The sequence below is a fragment of the Nocardia arthritidis NBRC 100137 genome, assembly GCF_001612765.1.
GTDB classification, from domain to species: domain Bacteria; phylum Actinomycetota; class Actinomycetes; order Mycobacteriales; family Mycobacteriaceae; genus Nocardia; species Nocardia arthritidis.
Genome location: NZ_BDBB01000018.1, coordinates 128,001 through 146,572, shown reverse-complemented (window position 1 = coordinate 146,572; position 18,572 = coordinate 128,001). Strand labels below are relative to the sequence as shown.

Below are 18,572 nucleotides of genomic sequence, written 5' to 3'. Positions count from 1 at the left end.
GGTCAGCCTTTCGTGTCTGGCGCGGTGCCGGTCACCACGCCGTCGAGCAAAGTGGTCGCGAGGATGTCGGCGATCTCGCCGGGGGAGCGGTCGCCGTGCGGTCGGTACCAGAACGAGACCATATTCAGCATGCCGAGCACACTGTTGGTGACCACGTGGTCACCGGTGCGCAACAGCCCTTCCGTGTGACCGGCGTCGATGACGCCTTGCCAGCAGTGCTGCACCCGGTCGCGCAGCTCCTGTAGCTGCGCGGCGCGCTCGCCCGTGAGCGCGCCGACGTCGCGCAGCTGGATGGCCACCTCGCGCTGATGGCGAACGATCAGCCGCACATGACTGTGAATCATCTTGCGCAGCTTGGTGACCGGATCGTCGGGTCCGTCGGAGATCTGCTCTGCCTCGACCAGCATCAGCTGGATGTAATCGCGCAGAATTTGCCAGAGCAGTTCCTCCTTGGAACCGATGTGGTAGTACAGCGCGCCGCGCTGCACGTCGGCCCGCTCACCGATCTCGGCCACGCCGGTGCCGTGAAAGCCCTGCTCGGCGAACAGATCGATCGCCGCACGCACGATCCGCGCCCTGGTGTCGCTCGCCGTCGATTCGGCGGCGGGCGGGCGGCCGCGCCTGCGCGATGGGGCGGTCATCTCGACGGGTCCAGAACGATCTTGCCCACCCCGTCGGCCCGCTCGGCGAACATCCGGTAGGCGTCGGGCCCCTCGGACATGGGCAGGTGGTGGGTGACCGCGGCCTCGGGCCGCAGCCTGCCGCCCGCGGTGAGCCTCAGCAGCGCGGGCAGCTCGTACTGGATCGCGCACAGCCCGATGTGGAATTCGAGGTCCTTCACCTGGGCCGCCATCAAATGGAACGGGAAGGCGCGGTTGTGACTCACACCGATCACGCTGACCCGGCCACCGTGCCCGACGGCGCTGATCGCAAGCTTGATGGTTTCGTCGGCGCCGACCGCCTCGATCGCGACATCTGCTCCGCCGCGCAGTGTTTCGCGGATCGCCTGCTTCGGATCGTCCGATTCGACCGGCTCGGCGCCCAGCTCGGCGGCGCGCTCGCGGCGCTCGGCGAGCAGGTCGACGCCGAGCACCCGGGCCGCACCCATCGCGAAGGCGGACTGCACCGCCATGAGCCCGACCGGACCGAGCCCGATCACCACCACGGTGTCGCCCGGGGCGATCCGGGCGCGCCGGGCTCCGTACCACGCGGTGGGGGCGTTGTCGGTGAGCACCACGGCGGCGGTGTCGCTCACCTCGTCGGGCAGCTTCGCCAGGTTGCCCCCGGCGTGCGGTACGGCCAGCAGCTGGGCCTGACATCCCGCCAGCGAGCCGCCGAGCCCATAGCAGGCATCGACCGGTAGCGGGTGGCGTTCGCACGCGGTGACGATCCCGGCGCGGCACTGCGCGCAGCCGTCGCAGCCCGCCGAGGCGGCGACCAGCACGCGGTCACCGACGGCGAACCCGCGCGCGTGCGGGCCCAGTTCCACGATCTCGCCGACCGCTTCGTGTCCGACGCCGTAGCCGGCGCCCGCGACGAATCCGTGCCCGGCGTAGATGTGCAGATCGCTGCCGCAGATGCCCGCCGCGGTGACCTGGACGATCGCGCCGTCCGGTCCCGGCAGGGCCGGATCGGGCCGATCCTGATACGAGATCTCCTGCGGGCCCTGGTAAGTCAGCGCCTTCATCGCCAGCCTCCGTCGATCGCGAGGGTGGCGCCGGTGCAGAACGCCGAGGCGTCGGTCGCGAAGAACAGCGCCGCCCCGACGATCTCCGCCGGCTTGCCGACCCGGCGCAGCGCGTTGTGCTCGGTGAGTTCCGCGCGCAACTCGTCGGGCCAGGCCGTGGCGATGTCGGTGTCGAAGGGGCCGCACTGGATGGTGTTGACCCGCACGTTCGGCGCGAACGTCTGGGCCAGCCCGCCGGTCAGGGCGTTGAGTCCCGCCTTGGCCGCCGAGTACGGCACCGCGAAGGGCTCCGGCCTGGTCGCTTCGATCGAGGAGACGTTGATGATCGAGCCGCCGCCGTCGGCCGCCATACGGCTGCCGATCAGGGCCGACAGCCGGAACGGACCTTTGAGGTTCACCCCGATGACCTTGTCGAACAACTCCTCGGTGACCTGGTCCAAGCTCGGGTACAGCGGCGAGAGTCCCGCGTTGTTGACCAGCACGTCCACCCGGCCGAACGTGCCGTAGACGGTCTCCACCAGGGCGTCGCACTGCGACCAGTCGCTGACGTTGCAGGCCGCCGGTAGGGCGCGGCGCCCGAACCGCCGAGTCACCTCCTCCGCGAGCGCGACGCACCCGTCCAGTTTGCGGCTCGCGATCACCACGTCCGCCCCGGCCTCGGCGAACGCCAGCACCATCTGCTCGCCCAAACCCCGGCTCCCCCCGGTGACGACGGCGACCTTGTCGGTGAGTGGCACCTGAACTCCTGCCTGCCAAGAAATGTTCCGATCAGTACATTAAATCGGCAGCGGGTTACGATCAAGGGGCTGTCCGGCCGACCGTCGACGGCTCGACGACCCGCCGGGTGGAAGACCAGCTCATTCGGCGTGGCGGATGCATTCGGGCACAGTGCCCACAGTGACCCGGCGCGCGGCGACACCACTACCCACGGGTAACATGGCACTGTTTTCCCACTCGGCTTTCTCGGAAGTGAGGCAGTAGATGACAGAGCGGATTCAGGTCGGCGGGCTCCAGGTGGCACGCGTTCTCCACGAGTTCGTCGAGAACGAGGCGCTCCCCGGTTCCGGCGTGGATTCCGCCGCGTTCTGGGCCGGCGCCGAGCAGGTCATCAACGATCTCGCTCCGCGCAACCGAGCTCTGCTGGCCGAACGCGACGAGATCCAGGGCAAGGTCGACGCGTGGCACGCGGAGCACCCCGGCGCGAACTACGACAAGGCCGCCTACAAGAACTTCCTGACCGAGATCGGCTACCTGCGCCCCGAGCCCGCCGATTTCCGGATCACCACGCAGAACGTGGACGACGAGATCGCCGTCACGGCGGGTCCGCAGCTCGTGGTGCCGGTGATGAACGCGCGCTTCGCGATCAACGCCGCCAACGCCCGCTGGGGCTCGCTGTACGACGCGCTCTACGGCACCGACGCCATCCCCGAGGCGGGCGGCGCGGAGAAGGGCACCGGCTACAACAAGGCGCGCGGCGACAAGGTCATCGAGTGGGCGCGCAACTTCCTCGACGACTCGGTCACCCTCATCACCGGTTCGCACATCGGCTCGACGTCCTACAAGATCGTGGACGGCGAACTGGAGGTCGGCCTGGAGGACGGCACCAGCATCGGCTTGGCCGACGCCTCGCAGCTGGTCGGCTACCTGGGTGACCCGGAGTCGCCGAGTTCGGTGCTGCTGAAGCACAACGGGTTGCACATCGAGATCCAGATCGACCCGCAGTCGCCGATCGGCAGCACCGACACCGCGGGCGTCAAGGACGTCGTGCTGGAATCCGCGGTCACCACGATCATGGACTTCGAGGACTCGGTCGCCGCGGTGGACGCCGAGGACAAGGTGCTGTGCTACCACAACTGGCTCGGCCTGATGAAGGGCGACCTCGCGGAGAAGGTCAGCAAGGGCGAGAAGACCTTCACCCGCACCATGAACCCCGACCGCGTGTACACCGCGCCGGCCGGCGGCGAACTGGTGCTGCACGGCCGTTCGCTGCTGTTCGTGCGTAACGTCGGTCACCTGATGACCTCCGACGCGATCCTGGACGCCGAAGGCAACGAGGTGCCCGAGGGCATCATGGACGGGCTGATCACCTCGCTGATCGCCAAGCACAGCCTGGCCGACGACGCGAAGCTGAAGAACAGCCGCACCGGCTCGGTCTACATCGTGAAGCCGAAGATGCACGGCCCGGACGAGGTCGCGTTCACCAACGAGCTGTTCGGCCGGATCGAGGACGTGCTCGGGCTGGAGCGCAACACGCTCAAGGTCGGCATCATGGACGAGGAGCGCCGGACCACGGTGAACCTGAAGGCCTGCATCCAGGCCGCCGCCGAGCGGGTGGTGTTCATCAACACCGGCTTCCTGGACCGCACCGGTGACGAGATCCACACCTCCATGGAGGCCGGGCCGATGGTCCGCAAGGCCGACATGAAGTCCCAGCAGTGGATCCTGTCCTACGAGGACTGGAACGTCGACACCGGTCTCGCGGCGGGTCTGCCCGGCAAGGCGCAGATCGGCAAGGGCATGTGGGCCATGCCGGACCTGATGGCCGACATGCTCACCCAGAAGATCGGCCACCCGCGCGCGGGCGCCAACACCGCGTGGGTTCCCTCGCCGACCGCCGCCACTCTGCACGCGACGCACTACCACCTGGTCGACGTGTTCAAGCGGCAGCAGGAGATCGCGAAGGGCGGTCGCCGTGCCACCGTCGACGAGATTCTGGAGATCCCGCTTGCCGCCGCGCCGAACTGGACCGACGAGGAGAAGCGCCAGGAGTTGGACAACAACTCGCAGTCCATCCTCGGTTACGTGGTGCGCTGGATCGACCAGGGCGTCGGTTGCTCCAAGGTGCCCGACATCAAGGACGTCGCGCTCATGGAAGACCGCGCGACCCTGCGCATCTCCAGCCAGCTGATGGCCAACTGGCTGCGCCACGGCATCGTCACCGCCGACGAGGTGGTGGCCAGCCTGGAGCGGATGGCCCCGGTCGTGGACCGGCAGAACGCCGGCGACCCGAACTACCGGGCGATGGCGCCGGACTTCGCGGGCAGCATCGCGTTCCAGGCGGCCAAGGAGCTGATTCTGGAGGGCACCAAGCAGCCCAACGGCTACACCGAGCCGATCCTGCATCGCCGTCGCCGTGAGGCCAAGGCGCTGGCCTGCGTCTAGTCCCACCCGTCGCGAATCCCCCGGCCCCGGCGGCCGGGGGATTCGCGCTTTCGCGGCGGTCAGAGTTTCGACTCCCGTTTATCGGTCCGTTACCCTGGGTGCCGCACGAGATCGTTCGATTTGTGAGGAAGATTCATGGGAAGCGTTGTGCTCGACATCGTGGCATTGCTCGCCAATCGCGCGGCGATGTTCTGGAATTGGATGGCCACCGGATCGGCGGGCTTCCCGCCGCTGTGAGCGTGCGGTGCACGATCTGTTTCGAGTAGCGAATCCCCTGGTCAGGTAGTGCTGGCCGGGGGATTTTCCGGTTCGGGCCCGGAATCGGAAAACGTTCCGGAATGTTTGTTTTCACACTGAGGATCTCCACTGCCTGCGGCTGCGGCGAAGCCCCGGGTGTCCGAATTCGGTGGACATGGCAGCACCGGACCGCAGGAACTCTCGTGCGCGGATTTCGGAATTGGACGTGCACCGGCGCCGCGGCTATCTGTCGCGCTCGCCGCGGCTTCGCCGTCGTGGGGATCGTCAGGGGGCCGGGCGATTTCGGCACCGATCCCGCGCGCGAAGCCTCTGCTCCTCGTATCTTGAACAGGTGAACTCCACAGGCTCCGTGCGCACACGGTCGCGTATTCCTCGTTGGTTCGTGCTGTGGATGGGGCTGCTGACCGCCCTGGTCGCGCTCTGCTGCGCGGCGCTGTTCTGGCAACTCGCCGCAGAGGGCACGTTTCCCACCCTCGTCGTGTTGTGGGTGGTCCTCGGCGTGCTCGGCGGAATCGCCGTCCTGTTCGGGCTGCTCGGCTTGCTGCGCTACCGGGCCTTCTTCTACAGCCTCGCCTCACCCGTGCTGATCGGCGTCCTGGTTGCGCTGACACTTTACGACGTCCCGGAGGAGACCGGCTGGCGGCTGTCTCGCGGCATTCTCGAAGATCAAGCCGTTGACTGTGCCCACCCCGGCCAGCGCACCCGCCTGGGCGTCTACACCATCACCTTCGTCACGCCCCGCGACGGCGGCTGCCTGTTCTACACCCAGGCGGGCGACTCGAATTCCGAAGGCTTCGCGTTCTTCCGCGATCCGGCCACCCCACCACACCTCGGCCCACCCGCCACCAACGGCATCGAGTACTCCGCGTTCGACGGCCAGTGGTACCGCTTCGTCGACACTCACTGAGTCCGGTCGCCGAAGATCTCCTCGAGCGCGCTCGCCGTGGCGGCACGGGTGATCCATCCGGTGAGGCGTGCATGATCGGTGCAGGCCTCGATCTCGGCGGTGAGTACTGCCGGCACGTCGAATCCGCGGGCGCCGAGCATAGTGAGCAATGCCTTGGCCTCACCCTTGGCCTCGCCTTCGGTGGGGTGGATCACCATTCGAACGGCAGCGGCTGCCGGGGCTCGATCCAGAGAGCTTCGGCGAGGGCGCAGAGCGTGCCGTCTGCGCGGGCCAATGCCACGCCGACCGTGTGTTTCCGGCCGTTCGCGGAGATCGGCCAGCCGTAGGAGAGGTAGGGATCGCCGGCGCGGACCGGTTCGAACTGGGTGGCGGTGAGGGCGGCGGTCACCGCTCCCGGACGCAGGTCACGCAGGGACATCGCGGCCCAGCCACCGGGACAATCCAATGCGGCCCAGACGTTTTCGGTGGAGAGGAAGCCGCCGGGTCCGCCGAGCAGTGGATCAGGTGTCCAGGCGGCGACGACCATGTCGTGCGTCGGCATGGCCCAGGGCGACAGGCGCAAGCCTCGACCGGGTGTGCAGGCGGCTCCGCAGCCGTAGCAGTGGCTCATCTTGCGCAGCACGTCGGCGGTCGCAGTCGCGGCCCGTGCCTCCGCCCAAGAGGGCGCGGGCCGCGGCGCCACCGTAACCGTCGACGCGGACGCCTCGGCGAGCACCGTGCCCTCCTGATCGGTGAGCGACGCGCCGCCCGAACCGTCGGCGGCCAGCACAATCGGGGAATTCACGGAAACTGCGCGCCGGAAGTCGACGCGCACCTGCGCGGCGCCGCTCGCTGCGGCGAGCAGGCCCGCCACGTACCCGCCGAACGCCACTCCCGGATAGCCACGCACGTGACCCGGCACCGTGAACGCATCCGTCCGAATCATCCGCTGCTCAACCTCTCCCGGCCGACGATCATGACCCGGCTCAGCCGACCATACCGTCCCGGCGTCGCCGGAAGCTCTCCGGGCAACCTGCCACGCCGCCGAGGACGATGATCTCGCCGGTCGCCCACGAGCCGGCCGTTCCGGCGAGCCGCGTGATCGAGGCACACGTCGTCGATCTCGCCCCCGCCCGCTCGGAACCGTGCTGATGGGCGAACTTGCCGAGGCCGACCGGGTGCCTCGGCCCGTTCGCTCGGAACCGTGCCATGCGCAATGCGCATTCGCTCGACGGCTTCGGGGGCGATGCCGCCTGCGGCGCGCAGCGGGGTGCGCACCATGCCGGGCGGGGCCGCCCCGGCCGCTTAGCGGGTCTCGATCCGGTCACCGAGCCGCGAACGAGATCGCCCGCGGCCTCGTGGGCGGCGAGACGCCCCGCCGGGACATTCCACGCCATCGCGGCAGGCCGTCTGCCGCCGCGCGTCCGCGCAGATCGAGGGGATGGCGGAATATCCGCTGTTCCGAACGCTGTTGCGCCGAGATGTGACGAAAGCCGGAATGAACGTACTGATCGTGTACGCCCACCCGAAGCCGGATTCACTCACCGGTGCGCTCAAAGACGTGGCCGTGCGGCAATTGCGGGCGGACGGGCACGAGGTGCGGGTCACCGACCTCTACGCGATGGGCTGGAAGGCCGCCGCCGACACCGAGGATTTCGGTGCGGTCGAGGAGTCCAACTTCATGCTGGCCTCGGGCGTGGCCTACCGCGACGGGACGCTGAGCCCCGACATCCGCGCCGAGCAGGAGAAGCTGCTGTGGGCCGACGCCGTCGTGCTGCACTTCCCGCTCTGGTGGTTCGGCATGCCCGCGATCCTGAAGGGTTGGGTGGATCGGGTTCTCACCTGCGGGTTCGCCTACGGAGCGGGCGGGAAGGCGATGCCCAGGTACGGGGCGGGCGTCCTGGCGGGCCGGCGTGCGATGCTCGTGGTCGCGGTCGGGGGAAAGCAGCCGTCGTACTCCGCCCGCGGGATCAACGGCCCGGTCGAGGATCTGCTGTTCCCGATCCACCACGGCATCCTGTATTACACCGGCATGGACGTACTGCCGCCGTTCCTGGTGCACGACACCATCCGGCTGGGCTCCGCGCGTTTCGGCGACGTCGCGCTCGACCTTCGGCAGAGGATGTCGGAGCTGGCGCGGCTGGAGCCGATTCGGTACCGCTCGCAAGCCGGGGGCGACTACGACCGGAGCCTGCGTCTCGAGCCGGGGCGTGAGGCGCGGGGAGCGACCGGTTTCGGTTTGCACGTGGCGTCGTGACCGTCGGTCACGGCAGGACAGGAGCCCCGCGCTGGGCGAGCAGCATGCCCATCACCCCCGCTTCCTGACCCTGACCGTGGATCATGGACCGGGCGATCTCCTTGACCGGCCCGGAGCGCAGCAGACCGTCGGCGGCCTCGGCCATCGCGATGCCACCCTGGTGATGGCGAAACATCAACTGCAGGAACAGGATTTCCGCGTCGCGGCCACGCGCCGTCGCCAAGGTGTCCAATTCCGGCGCGCTCGCCATCCCCGGCATGGGCGGGGTGGCGGCGCTGCGCGCTGCCGGATGCCGATGCGCTGACACGTCCGCGCTGTGCATCCACGCCATCGGATGCGCCGAGCCGGGGGCCGCGTCCGCCAGGCGCAGCCAGCCGAGCATGGTGCCGATCTCCAGGCGCTGGGTGCGGTCGAGCTGCTCGGCCAACCGGGCGATCGCCGGATCGATCGAGCGATCCAGCCGCTGCACCATGAGCAGCGCTTGCTGGTGATGAGTGGTCATGTCCTGGACGAAGCCGATCTCCACCTCGGTGAGAATCGGTGTGGCGGACCGGCCTTCCGGAAAGATCGCGGGGCGCAGCGCGGCGCCCAGGACGAGCAGCGTGAAGGCCGCCGAAGCCAGGGCCGCGGCGCGCGTCCAGTGCCGCATCGCTACGATCCGACGATCGAGTGCTGGTCCGGCGGTGGCGAATACACGTCGTCGTCCAGTTGCAGCACCATGAAACCGTTGTCCGAGCACGCGACGTAGAGTTGCGCGCCGCGCCATTCCGGCGGCGAAAGACACCAATCGGTGGACACGTCGCCGAAGGCGAGCCGGCCGGTGCGCGCGGTGGTGGCATCCAGCGGGTCGAACTCTCCCTCCAGCACGGCGCGCAGCGCCGACGGCGCGCTCATCAGCGGAACGCCGATGAGCGAGGCGAGCGCGTGCGGCGAGTTCCACAGGCTCAGGTTCTGCCCGGTTCGGGCGGGCGGGTTGTAGTAGGCGATCTCGCGGATGGCGTAGGGATCACGGATGTCGAAGACCCGGATGCCCGAGGAGATCCACCCGCAGGCCAGGGCGGTCGGGTTCGCCTGCCGGTCCGCGGCGCAGTAGTGCGATTCGTAGGCGAAGGCGGAACCGCCCATCGAGGATCCGATATTGCTGTCGAGGTGCTGCGGGAGGTTGATCTCGAGCTTGATCTTGCCTACCACCTCGGGCGCGGTCTCGTCGGAGATGTCGATGAGTTTGACGCCGCCGGAACCGCCCTCGTCTACGGTGTAGAGGTAGGGTTTGCCGTCGTAGCTGACCGGGACACTGTGCTGGGTCGCCCAGCCGTCCGTCCAGAATGTCCGGCCGAGGTGGTGCACCTGCGGGTTCGGGTCGCGGCGCTGCACCGCGCTGATGTCGAGGACCGTGAATCCGCCGAGCGCGGAAATATACATCCGGTTGCCGTCGGGACTGATGCCGAAGCCGTGCGCCTCGATGCCGGTCAGTCCCTGCCAGACGACGTGCGGGTTCGCGGGGTCGGTCAGGTCGACGGCGCTGACGAACCCGGGTGCGATTCCCGAGGCCCAGTACGTGTTGCCGTCGGGGGAGAAGCCGCCCTCGTGCGTGGTGATCGGCAGCGGCATCAGCAGATTCGTGCCAGGGCCGGGGTTGAGCAGTCGCGGATGCGCGCAATCGGAGACGTCGTAGACCGACAGATAGCCCACGCCCTCACCGACCGGCACACCCGTGCCGACCAGCAGCTTGCGCTCGGTGTTGACCTTGAGGCTCTCCCAGGTGCCTGCGAGCATGGCGGGCTCGGTCAGCGTCATGGTCGGGAGCGGATGCGCCGGATCGGACACGTCGAGCACCTGGACGCCGCGCCCCTCGCTGATCAGGTCGCCGGGAAAGAAGGAGCCCAGATAGGCGCAGTGCTCGAAGCTGGTGGAGGTGATGCCCGCACCACGTCCCGCGTAGCCGCCGACGAAGGAGATATTGCACCGGTAGCCCTGCGTGCTGCGCCCACTGTCGCGGTCGGCGGCGGTGACATCGCCCTGCAGTCCGTTCTCGGGTGCGGCGCCCGGTCCGCAATCGGCGCGGGGCACCGACGTGCGTCCGACGTCGAGGAACTCCTGGACGGCGTTCCGGGTCTCCGAAGGCGGATCGGCCGCGGCGCTCGCGGGCAGCAGCACGGCCGTGACCATGCCGATGGTGAGCAGAGCGAGCGGTTTGGCACGGCACAGGCTGGCCAGTGGGCGCATCGTCGCGACCCCCCAACTTCGTCGTCGAGCTTGGCTACCAGGGTGACTGGGACAGTCAGCACTGAATTGACTGAATGGTAGTAATCCGCGGTAACTTCCGAGGAGGGTTTCGTCGAATCCGCACGGATCCGGGAAGTTTTCCGTCGAGCTGCGGCGGCGTCAGCGCGGGTGGGCCGATTCCGTGCACTCGATCGCGACAGCGTCCGATGTCAGCAGTTCGTCGCAGACGCCCAGAAAGGTTCGGCGCAGTTCGGCGGCGCGTTCGGCCAACGCGGACTGGGCGCGGACGTACTCGGCTCGTCCGGCGGGCGTCTCGATGCGCACCGGGTCGTAGCCGAACTCGGACAGGTCGTAGGGGCTGGCGCGCATGTCGAGTTCGCGTGCGGCGCAAGCCAACTCGAGACAAGCCAGGAGCAACGCCGAGGAGATCAGCGGGACCAGTTTGAAGCCCCACTTGTACAGGTCCATGTTCGCGTGCAGACAGCCCGGCTGTTCGCGGCGGATTTGGTCGTCGCGGGTGAGCGGCTCGGCATTGCGGCCGACGGCGTCCGGGGTGAAGAAGCGGTAGGCATCGAAATGCGTGCATCGCAGCGACATCGAATCGACCACCGCGTCGGTGCCCGCGCGCCCGAGCCGCAGCGGCACCTTCTGGTGGCGGATATCGTCGGTCCGATACACCATCGCCCATTCGTGCAGGCCGAAGCAGGACAGCTGGGCGGGGCGGGACGCGGTGGCGCGCAGCAGTTTCGCGACGAACGCGACGGTGTCCCTGCGTTTGACCAGGTAGGCGGGATCGGCCGTGTAGACGCGCCGCCCGGCGGGATCCCCGGTAGTCGAGTCGGTCGCTTCGTCGGCACGGTGATATCCACGGGCACCGTCGTACTCGGCGGCATCCGCCAGGCCGATGCCGTATCCCGGATGCCAGCGCCGCAGTTGGGCGGGTTTGTGTCCGTAGTAGGTGAACAAGAAATCGATCACCGGGTGCGAGGCCCCTTGTGCCCGCCGCTCGAGATAGGGCCCGACCAGATCGTCCAGCCGGGCCCGGTGCGCGGCGGCGGACGCCCGCCACCGCGCGCCGGACAACACCCGCATGATCACCGCACCTCGCACGCGCCGGTGATGCCGATCGTCATTCGCCCACCCGGTGCGTTCCGTCTCGGACGGTGCCGACGAACTCCTCGACCAAGTCCTCCAGGGCGACGATCCCGGTGGTGTTGCCCCGGTCGTCGACCACGCGGCCGAGATGGCTGTTGGTGCGGCGCAGCCGGGCGAGTGCCTCGTAGAGCGTGGTCTTCATGCCGACCGTCGGCAGCGGGCGGATGTCGGTGCGCGGAATCGGCGTCCCCGGACCGGCGCTCTCGTCGGCGACTTTGTCCAGCACATCCTTGACGTGCAGATACCCGACCAATGAGCCGTCGTTCGCTCGCACCGGGAAGCGGGAGAAGCCGGTCTCGGCGACGGCGGATTCGATGTCCCCGAGCGTGGTCCCGCTACCGCGCAGAGGGATCGATCGAGTCGCGTCCCGCGGCACCATCACGTCGGCGACCACGCGGTCGCTGGTGCCGAGAGCCTGGGTGAGACGGCGGTGCTCTTCCTCGTCGAGCAGTCCCTCGGAGCGGGACTCACCGATCATCTCGGCCAGTTCGACCGTCGAGACGGTGGCCTCGAGCTCGTCCTTCGGCTCGATCCGCAGCACGCGCAGCGACAGATTGGCGGCCAGGTTGTACAGCGCGATGAGTGGGCGGGCCAGCCGCAGCCAGATCAGGTGCAGCGGCACCAGCAGCAGCGCGCTGCGTTCCGGTCCGGCCAGCGCGATGTTCTTCGGGATCATCTCGCCGAACAGGATGTGCAGGATGACCACGATGGTCAGCGCGAGGGCGAACGCCACCGGGTGCAGCAGCTGCCCGGGCAGGCCGAGCAGCTCGAACGGGCCTTCCAGCAGGTGGGCGACGGCGGGCTCGCCGACGCGGCCGAGCAGGATCGAGCAGATGGTGATACCCAGCTGCGCGGCCGCGAGCATCATCGAGAGGTTCTCGCCCGCCCGGATGACGGTGTTCGCGTTGCGCTTGCCCTGCGCGGTGAGCGCTTCCAATCGGTCGCGGCGGGCGGAGATGAGCGCGAACTCGGCGGCGACGAAGAAGGCGTTGCCGCCCAGCAGCACCACGGTGAGCAGGACGCCGAGCAGGTCACCCATGGCTGTGCTCCTTGGTCGCTATGGCGTCGGCGTCGACCGGGGTCAGCCGGACCCGGTCGATGCGCCGCCCGTCCATGCGCTCTATCCGCGCGATCCAGCCGCCCGCGTCGGGGCTGTCGGCCGCCGTCCACTGCTGCGAGCGAGGATTCGGCAACACGACCTCGTCACCCGTCACGGGGATGCGGCCGAGCCTGGTCAGCACGAGCCCGCCCAGCGTCTCGTACTCGCCCTCGGGGGCGTCGTATCCGGTGGCCCGGGAGACCTCGTCGATGCGCAGCAGGCCCGAGCAGTCCCAGCCGTCGGAGACGCGCCGCACGTCGCGCTCCTCCTCGTCGTGCTCGTCGCGGACGTCACCGAGGATCTCCTCGATGATGTCCTCCATGGTGACCATGCCCGCGGTGCCGCCGTACTCGTCCACGACGAGGGCGACCTGCATGCCGTCGGCACGGACGCGTTCGAGCACCTCGTCGCCGTCCAAGCTGGCGGGCACGATCGGGACCGGCTGGGCGAGCCGGTGCAGGGGGATCGTCCGGCGCGCGTGCACCGGGCGGGTGAAGGCCTGCTTGACGTGCACGAAGCCGAGGGTGTTGTCCAGGTCGCCGTCGATCACCGGAAAGCGCGAGTAACCGGTGCGGCCCGCCGCGTCGATCAGGTCGGCGATGGTGTCGTCCTTGTCCAATGCTTCGATCTTCACCCGTGGGGTCATCAGTTCCTCGGCGCTGCGCTCGCCGAACTGCAGGGAACGGTCCATCACCTGGGCGGTGGGCTGGTCGAGCGCGCCGCGCAGGGCGGAGGTGCGCACCAGGGAGCCGAGTTCCTGCGGCGAGCGGGCCGAGCGCAACTCCTCGGCGGGTTCGACGCCGAGCCTGCGGACGACCCAGTTGGCGGTCCCGTTGAGGAAATGGATCATCCACTTGAACACCACCGAGAACGCGATCATCGGGCCTGCCGTGACGCGGGCGGTGCCCAGTGACTTGGCGATGGCGATGTTCTTGGGCACCAGCTCGCCGTAGATCATCGACAGCGAGGTGGCCAGGATCAGCGCCAGCGTCAGGGCGATACCGCTCGCGGCGGTTTCGCTCAGCCCGACGGCGGTGAACAGCGGATGCAGCAGCCTGGCCAGGACCGGCTCGGCGATGTACCCGGTGATCAGCGTGGTGATGGTGATCCCGAGCTGGGCCCCCGACAGCTGGAACGACAGGGTGCGATGTGCCTTGCGGACCATGCGGGCGCGGACGTCGCCGGTGCGGGCGTGCGCCTCGACGGTGCTGCGCTCGAGCGCGGTGAGGGAGAATTCCGCGGCGACGAACAGGGCCGTGCCCGCGGTGAGTGCGATGAACCCGATCAGGCTGAGCGCGGTGAGCGCGATGGACATCGTCAGCACCACCTGCACGGTGCTGCGAGACGGCCTGGGCGGAATGGGACTACTGCGGGGAGGAGGACGCCGGGTCGGTCACCCGGCTCGGTAGAGGAGCCCTCCTGTGCGGCGCCCTCGGACGCGGGTGACAACTGGATCCTTTCGCGAATGTGTCGTGGTGCCGATGTCCGGCAACCACCATGCTACCGGCCCACGCGCGCAGCGGCGTGGGCCGGTGCCGGTGCGATGCGCGTGTCGGCGCTCACCAACCGCCGGGCAGTGGGCGGCCTTCGGCGAACCCGGCGGCGGACTGCACGCCGAGCACGGCCTTCTCGTGGAGTTCGGTGAGCGTGCGCGCTCCGGCGTAGGTGCACGCGCTGCGCACGCCCGAGCAGATGTGGTCGAGGAGGTCCTCGACGCCGGGGCGCTCGGGGTCCAGCTGCATCCGGGAGCTGGAGATGCCTTCTTCGAACAGCGCCTTACGCGCGCGGTCGAATTCGCTGTCGGAGGCGGTGCGGGCGGCGACGGCCCGCTTGGACGCCATGCCGAAGCTCTCTTTGTACGCGTTGCCGTCGCGATCGACGCGCAGGTCGCCCGGCGACTCGTAGGTACCCGCGAACCAGGAGCCGATCATCACGTTGGACGCCCCCGCGGCCAGCGCGAGCGCCACGTCGCGGGGATGGCGCACGCCGCCGTCGGCCCAGACGTGCACGCCGAGTTCCTCGGCGGCGGCGGAGCATTCGGCCACCGCGGAGAACTGCGGGCGGCCGACACCGGTCATCATCCGGGTGGTGCACATGGCGCCGGGCCCGACACCGACCTTGACGATGTCCGCGCCCGCCTCCGCGAGATCCCTCGTGCCCTCGGCGGAGACGACGTTGCCCGCCGCCAGCGGGACGCCGAGCCCGAGATCGCGCACGGCGGAGAGCGTTTCGAGCATCTTGGCCTGGTGGCCGTGCGCGGTGTCGATGACGAGCAGGTCGGCGCCCGAATCCACGAGGGACTTGGCCTTGGCGGCCACGTCGCCGTTGATGCCTACCGCGGCCGCGACGCGCAGCCTGCCCGCGGCGTCGACGGCGGGCTGATAGATGCCCGCGCGCAGGGCGCCGGTGCGGGTCAGCACCCCGGCCAGGGTGCCGTCCTCGGCGGTGAGCACGGCGAAATCGGCGTGCTCGGCGTGCAGCAGGTCGAACAGGTCGCGCGGGGTGGTGCTCGCGGGGGCCCGCACGAAATCGGTGACCGCGACCTCACGGAGCCGGGCGAAGCGGTCGACGTCGGCGCAGGCGGCCTCGGTCACCACGCCGACCGGCCGTCCGCCGTCGACCACCACGACCGCGCCGTGCGCACGCTTGTGCATCAGGGCGACCGCCTCGGAGACCGAGCGGTCGGGGTCGAGGGTGACCGGGGTGTCGGCGGTGAGCGAGCGGCTCTTGACGAACGCGATGGTGTCGGCGGCCGCGGTGATCGGCAGGTCCTGCGGAAGCACGACGATACCGCCGCGCCGGGCCACGGTCTCGGCCATTCTGCGCCCGGCGACCGCGGTCATGTTGGCCACGACGATGGGGATGGTGGTGCCCGACCCGTCGGACGTCGAGAGATCGACATCGAAGCGCGACGCGACGTCCGTCCGGTTCGGGACGAGGAAGATGTCGTCGTAGGTCAGGTCGTACGGCGGCTGATGACCGGGGAGAAAGCGCACTCGACCGATGATATCCGGGCGCCGACCGGTGCGTGCCGTTCTGCCGGACTGCCCAGGTCCCGGCAGTGCGGCCATCGGCAGGCCGCGCGTCCGGCTCGGAGCACCGACTCGCGTGGGTCTGTCGCCCGCCGCGCCGAGATCCGCGCCTCGCGGCATGCGCGCCGACGGTCCGGCCTGTTCGGGGCGCGGCGTCGGTCCGTGTGGTCCGCGCCTTCGCGCGTGGGTTCAGGCGGTGGCTTGGGAGCGGGAGAGCGCGATCGTCGCGGCGACCATGACGAGCACCGCACCTGCGGTAACGACGAGGCCGACGGTGTTCGTCCGCAGTCGCTCGTCCAGCACGGCGATGCCGATGAACGCGGCGGCGAGTGGCTCCACGACTGTGACGGCGGGCAGTGACGCGGCCAGCGGTCCGGCTTGAAAGGCGCGCTGCTGCAGGTAGACGCCGGTGATGCCGGCCCCGATCAGCACCCAGGTCTGCCAGCCGCTCAGTACGCTTCCGAGGCCGTGTTCGAACAGGCCGGTGACGTACTCGGTGAGCGCGGCGGCCAGCCCGAAGAGCGCGCCGCTCGCGGCGCCGATCAGCAGCGCGCGCCACGCCGGCTCGGGGGCGGCGATCCCACCGGCGGTGGCGGCGGCGATCAAGCCGACCAGCAGGCCCAACGGCACAAGCCACTCGTGCAGCGGCGCGTCGGTGTTGCCTTCGGCGGGATCGCCGACGAGCAGGAAACAGGCCAGCGCGGCGGTGAGCGCGAGGGCGGTGGCCCAGGTACGAGGCGCCACGCGGCGATGATTGAGCCGGGCGGACAGCGGCAACGCGAACACCAGCATGCTCACCAGGATCGGCTGCACCAGCAGGACCGCGCCGAGGGCGAGCGCGGCGACCTGCATGGCGTATCCGCCCGCGTCGCCGACGACGCCGCCCCACCAGCGGGGGCTCCGCAGCAGCGAGCGGATCAGTGCATCGCTCTCCGGTACCGCGGCCGCCGCGCTCTGCTGCGCGACCGCGGCGACCGCGAACAACAGAGCGGCGAGCAGCGCGCAGAGGATGGCGGCTGCCGGATGAGTCGACACGGTATTAGTTTGCTGTGCGATTGCCCCGAGACGCGGGCTGCTGCGTACGCACGGCGCGTCGCCGGGCCCGGCCCGGCGTGTCGCCAGCCGTGGAAGCTGCGGCGCGGCCGGGGTGCCCGCCGGTCGCGACCGATTTGCGAATCGGCGCGCCCGTGGCCGAACCCGCGCCGCGTCCGGCCGGATTGCTCGCGGCGACTTTCCCGTTGCCTCGGTGTCGCGTAGGCGCGGTGACCGATTCGCCGCCACGCCCTGCTCCAGCGGCCGACCGGCTCCCGGCTTGCTTCGCCGAACCCGCGCCACGGCCACCGGCCGCCGTCTGCTCACCGCGCCTGCCCGGCTTGCGCCGAGCGGGTTTCGCGGAGGCCGCGGCAGGGGCGGCCACGGGCGCGGCCGCCGCCGCGACCGGAATACCGGATGGCCGACGGGCGCCGGTGATCTCGATCAGCGTGCGGTCGCCCGGCCGGACCGCGACCCCGTCGACCTCGACGCCCGCCTTGCGGGCCATCGTCTCGACGTCGCGGCGCTCTTCGTCCATCACCAGCGTGACGACCACCCCGTCCTCGCCCGCGCGGGCGGTGCGCCCGGCCCGGTGCAGGTAGGCCTTCGGCTCCGGCGGCGGATCGACGTGCACGACGAGGGAGATCCCGTCGACGTGGATCCCGCGCGCGGCGACGTCGGTGGTGACCAGTACCGGCACCGAACCGTCGGCGAACGCGGCGAGGGTGCGGGTGCGGTTGTTCTGCGCCTTGCCGCCATGCAGCACGCCCGCGGGGATGCCCGCGCCGCGCAGCTGCTTGGCGAGCCGGTCGGCGCCGTGCTTGGTGCGGACGAACATGATGGTCAGCCCGTCGCGGGCGGCGATCTCGGTGGCGACCGTCCGTTTGGCCACTTTGTCACCGACGTACAGCAGATGGTGCGACATCGTGCTGACCGCCGCCGACGGCGGCGCGGTGGAGTGCGTGACGGGGGCGCGCAGGTAACGCTTGACCAGTTTGTCCACTTCTCCGTCCAGCGTGGCGGAAAACAGCAGGCGCTGGCCGTCGCGCGGCGTGCGGTCCAGCAGCTTGGTCACCTGCGGCAGGAAGCCCATGTCGGCCATGTGGTCGGCCTCGTCCAGGGCGGTGATCAGCACCTCGGACAGGTCGGCGGACCCTTGGCCGATGAGGTCGGCGAGTCGCCCCGGCGTGGCGATGAGCAGGTCGACGCCGCGGGCGAGCCGATCGGCTTGGCGCTTGATCGGGGCGCCGCCGACCACCGAGGCCACCCGCAGGCCGAGCGCGAGCGCCGGTTCGTCGAGCGCTCGCTCGATCTGCGCGGCCAGTTCGCGGGTCGGCACCAGCACGAGTCCGCGCGGGCGGCCCGGCTTGGCCGAAGCGCCCATCAGGCGGGCGAGCATCGGGAGCCCGAAGGCCAAGGTCTTTCCGGAACCGGTCGGCCCTCGGCCGAGTACGTCCTTGCCTGCCAGGACGTCCGGCGCCGTGGCGGCCTGGATCGGGAACGGCGTCTCGATGCCGTCGCGTCGCAGTGCCTGTATGAGCACGGCGGGCAGGCCCAGTTCCGCGAAGGTCGCGGTGGGCGCCACGGCGACGGTGGTCGAGGGGGTCACGAGGTGGATGTGCCTTTCGTCGCACGGCGCGTTCCAGCGGAACGCGCTGTTCGGTGGGGTGAAGAGCGGTGCACGATGCGGTTCACCGCGCGGGGCGCGGGCTATGACGCGCGCCGGGTGGAGCGAGAGGTGCGGCCGACCGGAGGCGGACCGAGTCTCCAGAATACGT

The 18,572-nt window shown here is 69.8% G+C and carries 17 protein-coding genes; 3 read left to right on the top strand and 14 right to left on the bottom strand.

The features are described from left to right. Positions 1-2: 2 nt before the first annotated feature. From NA8_RS15210 to NA8_RS15200, 3 genes are read right to left on the bottom strand one after another with little or no spacing between them, the layout of a single operon-like run. Positions 3-641, bottom strand: a complete 639-nt coding sequence (locus tag NA8_RS15210; RefSeq protein ID WP_063051031.1) for a TetR/AcrR family transcriptional regulator — start codon at positions 639-641, stop codon at positions 3-5. Continuing rightward, a complete protein-coding gene (locus NA8_RS15205) occupies positions 638-1,687 on the bottom strand; it encodes a zinc-binding dehydrogenase (protein ID WP_063051030.1) in 1,050 nt (349 codons plus the stop codon). Before NA8_RS15205 ends, NA8_RS15210 begins: the two co-directional genes overlap by 4 nt. Beyond that, complete coding sequence (locus tag NA8_RS15200; RefSeq protein ID WP_084466811.1) at positions 1,684-2,424, bottom strand: SDR family NAD(P)-dependent oxidoreductase; 741 nt, start codon at positions 2,422-2,424, stop codon at positions 1,684-1,686. Before NA8_RS15200 ends, NA8_RS15205 begins: the two co-directional genes overlap by 4 nt. A 244-nt stretch (positions 2,425-2,668) precedes the next feature. On the opposite strand from NA8_RS15200, the gene NA8_RS15195 reads away from it, so the two are divergent. Continuing rightward, positions 2,669-4,849: a malate synthase G gene (locus tag NA8_RS15195; protein WP_063051029.1), complete on the top strand. Its 2,181-nt coding sequence runs from the start codon at positions 2,669-2,671 to the stop codon at positions 4,847-4,849. 589 nt (positions 4,850-5,438) lie between these two features. Beyond that, positions 5,439-6,014 (top strand): hypothetical protein, encoded by a 576-nt coding sequence (locus NA8_RS15190; protein WP_157106710.1) that lies wholly within the window; start codon positions 5,439-5,441, stop codon positions 6,012-6,014. On the opposite strand, the gene NA8_RS15185 is transcribed toward NA8_RS15190, so the two are convergent. Genes NA8_RS15185 through NA8_RS15175 form a run of 3 tightly spaced genes read right to left on the bottom strand, consistent with a single transcriptional unit; the run spans position 6,008 to position 7,204 of the window. After that, positions 6,008-6,208: a hypothetical protein gene (locus tag NA8_RS15185; RefSeq protein WP_157106709.1), complete on the bottom strand. Its 201-nt coding sequence runs from the start codon at positions 6,206-6,208 to the stop codon at positions 6,008-6,010. The two genes, NA8_RS15190 and NA8_RS15185, sit on opposite strands and share 7 nt — an antisense overlap. Then, the gene (locus NA8_RS15180) at positions 6,205-6,939 is read right to left on the bottom strand and encodes a PaaI family thioesterase (protein ID WP_063051026.1); all 735 of its coding nucleotides are present in this window, start codon (positions 6,937-6,939) and stop codon (positions 6,205-6,207) included. The genes NA8_RS15185 and NA8_RS15180 overlap by 4 nt, the downstream gene beginning before the upstream one ends. A gap of 40 nt (positions 6,940-6,979) precedes the next feature. Beyond that, positions 6,980-7,204: a hypothetical protein gene (locus NA8_RS15175; protein WP_063051025.1), complete on the bottom strand. Its 225-nt coding sequence runs from the start codon at positions 7,202-7,204 to the stop codon at positions 6,980-6,982. A 287-nt stretch (positions 7,205-7,491) separates the two neighbouring features. Here NA8_RS15175 and NA8_RS15170 point away from each other — a divergent pair, with 287 nt between their 5' ends. Next, on the top strand, positions 7,492-8,250 hold the full coding sequence (locus NA8_RS15170) for an NAD(P)H-dependent oxidoreductase (RefSeq protein ID WP_063051076.1): 759 nt from the start codon (positions 7,492-7,494) through the stop codon (positions 8,248-8,250). Between the two features lie 7 nt (positions 8,251-8,257). On the opposite strand, the gene NA8_RS15165 is transcribed toward NA8_RS15170, so the two are convergent. The 8 genes from NA8_RS15165 to NA8_RS15130 all read right to left on the bottom strand — a co-directional run bounded on the left by NA8_RS15165 (position 8,258) and on the right by NA8_RS15130 (position 18,403). Continuing rightward, positions 8,258-8,899, bottom strand: a complete 642-nt coding sequence (locus tag NA8_RS15165) for a DUF305 domain-containing protein (protein ID WP_063051024.1) — start codon at positions 8,897-8,899, stop codon at positions 8,258-8,260. 2 nt (positions 8,900-8,901) lie between these two features. Continuing rightward, the gene (locus NA8_RS15160; RefSeq protein ID WP_063051023.1) at positions 8,902-10,476 is read right to left on the bottom strand and encodes an LVIVD repeat-containing protein; all 1,575 of its coding nucleotides are present in this window, start codon (positions 10,474-10,476) and stop codon (positions 8,902-8,904) included. A gap of 159 nt (positions 10,477-10,635) precedes the next feature. Then, positions 10,636-11,568 carry a hypothetical protein gene (locus NA8_RS15155; RefSeq protein ID WP_063051075.1) on the bottom strand — a complete coding sequence of 311 codons (933 nt, stop codon included), beginning with the start codon at positions 11,566-11,568 and terminating at the stop codon, positions 10,636-10,638. 37 nt (positions 11,569-11,605) lie between these two features. Then, complete coding sequence (locus NA8_RS15150) at positions 11,606-12,670, bottom strand: hemolysin family protein (protein ID WP_063051022.1); 1,065 nt, start codon at positions 12,668-12,670, stop codon at positions 11,606-11,608. Further along, positions 12,663-14,045, bottom strand: coding sequence for a hemolysin family protein (locus NA8_RS15145; protein ID WP_063051074.1), 1,383 nt, complete (start codon positions 14,043-14,045; stop codon positions 12,663-12,665). The genes NA8_RS15150 and NA8_RS15145 overlap by 8 nt, the downstream gene beginning before the upstream one ends. 244 nt (positions 14,046-14,289) lie before the next feature. Then, a complete protein-coding gene (locus NA8_RS15140; RefSeq protein ID WP_063051021.1) occupies positions 14,290-15,726 on the bottom strand; it encodes a GuaB1 family IMP dehydrogenase-related protein in 1,437 nt (478 codons plus the stop codon). Between the two features lie 225 nt (positions 15,727-15,951). Further along, positions 15,952-16,797, bottom strand: coding sequence for a DMT family transporter (locus tag NA8_RS15135; protein WP_063051020.1), 846 nt, complete (start codon positions 16,795-16,797; stop codon positions 15,952-15,954). A gap of 4 nt (positions 16,798-16,801) precedes the next feature. After that, positions 16,802-18,403: a DEAD/DEAH box helicase gene (locus NA8_RS15130; protein WP_063051019.1), complete on the bottom strand. Its 1,602-nt coding sequence runs from the start codon at positions 18,401-18,403 to the stop codon at positions 16,802-16,804. Between the last annotated feature and the right edge of the window lie 169 nt (positions 18,404-18,572).

Coding starts and splice junctions, on each gene's coding strand:
- NA8_RS15145 (WP_063051074.1), bottom strand. CDS start 14,045: ATGTCCATCGCGCTCACCGCGCTCAGCCTGATCGGGTTCATCGCACTC.
- NA8_RS15160 (WP_063051023.1), bottom strand. CDS start 10,476: ATGCGCCCACTGGCCAGCCTGTGCCGTGCCAAACCGCTCGCTCTGCTC.
- NA8_RS15150 (WP_063051022.1), bottom strand. CDS start 12,670: ATGGGTGACCTGCTCGGCGTCCTGCTCACCGTGGTGCTGCTGGGCGGC.
- NA8_RS15195 (WP_063051029.1), top strand. CDS start 2,669: ATGACAGAGCGGATTCAGGTCGGCGGGCTCCAGGTGGCACGCGTTCTC.
- NA8_RS15180 (WP_063051026.1), bottom strand. CDS start 6,939: ATGATTCGGACGGATGCGTTCACGGTGCCGGGTCACGTGCGTGGCTAT.
- NA8_RS15170 (WP_063051076.1), top strand. CDS start 7,492: ATGAACGTACTGATCGTGTACGCCCACCCGAAGCCGGATTCACTCACC.
- NA8_RS15210 (WP_063051031.1), bottom strand. CDS start 641: ATGACCGCCCCATCGCGCAGGCGCGGCCGCCCGCCCGCCGCCGAATCG.
- NA8_RS15155 (WP_063051075.1), bottom strand. CDS start 11,568: ATGCGGGTGTTGTCCGGCGCGCGGTGGCGGGCGTCCGCCGCCGCGCAC.
- NA8_RS15205 (WP_063051030.1), bottom strand. CDS start 1,687: ATGAAGGCGCTGACTTACCAGGGCCCGCAGGAGATCTCGTATCAGGAT.
- NA8_RS15165 (WP_063051024.1), bottom strand. CDS start 8,899: ATGCGGCACTGGACGCGCGCCGCGGCCCTGGCTTCGGCGGCCTTCACG.
- NA8_RS15175 (WP_063051025.1), bottom strand. CDS start 7,204: ATGGCACGGTTCCGAGCGAACGGGCCGAGGCACCCGGTCGGCCTCGGC.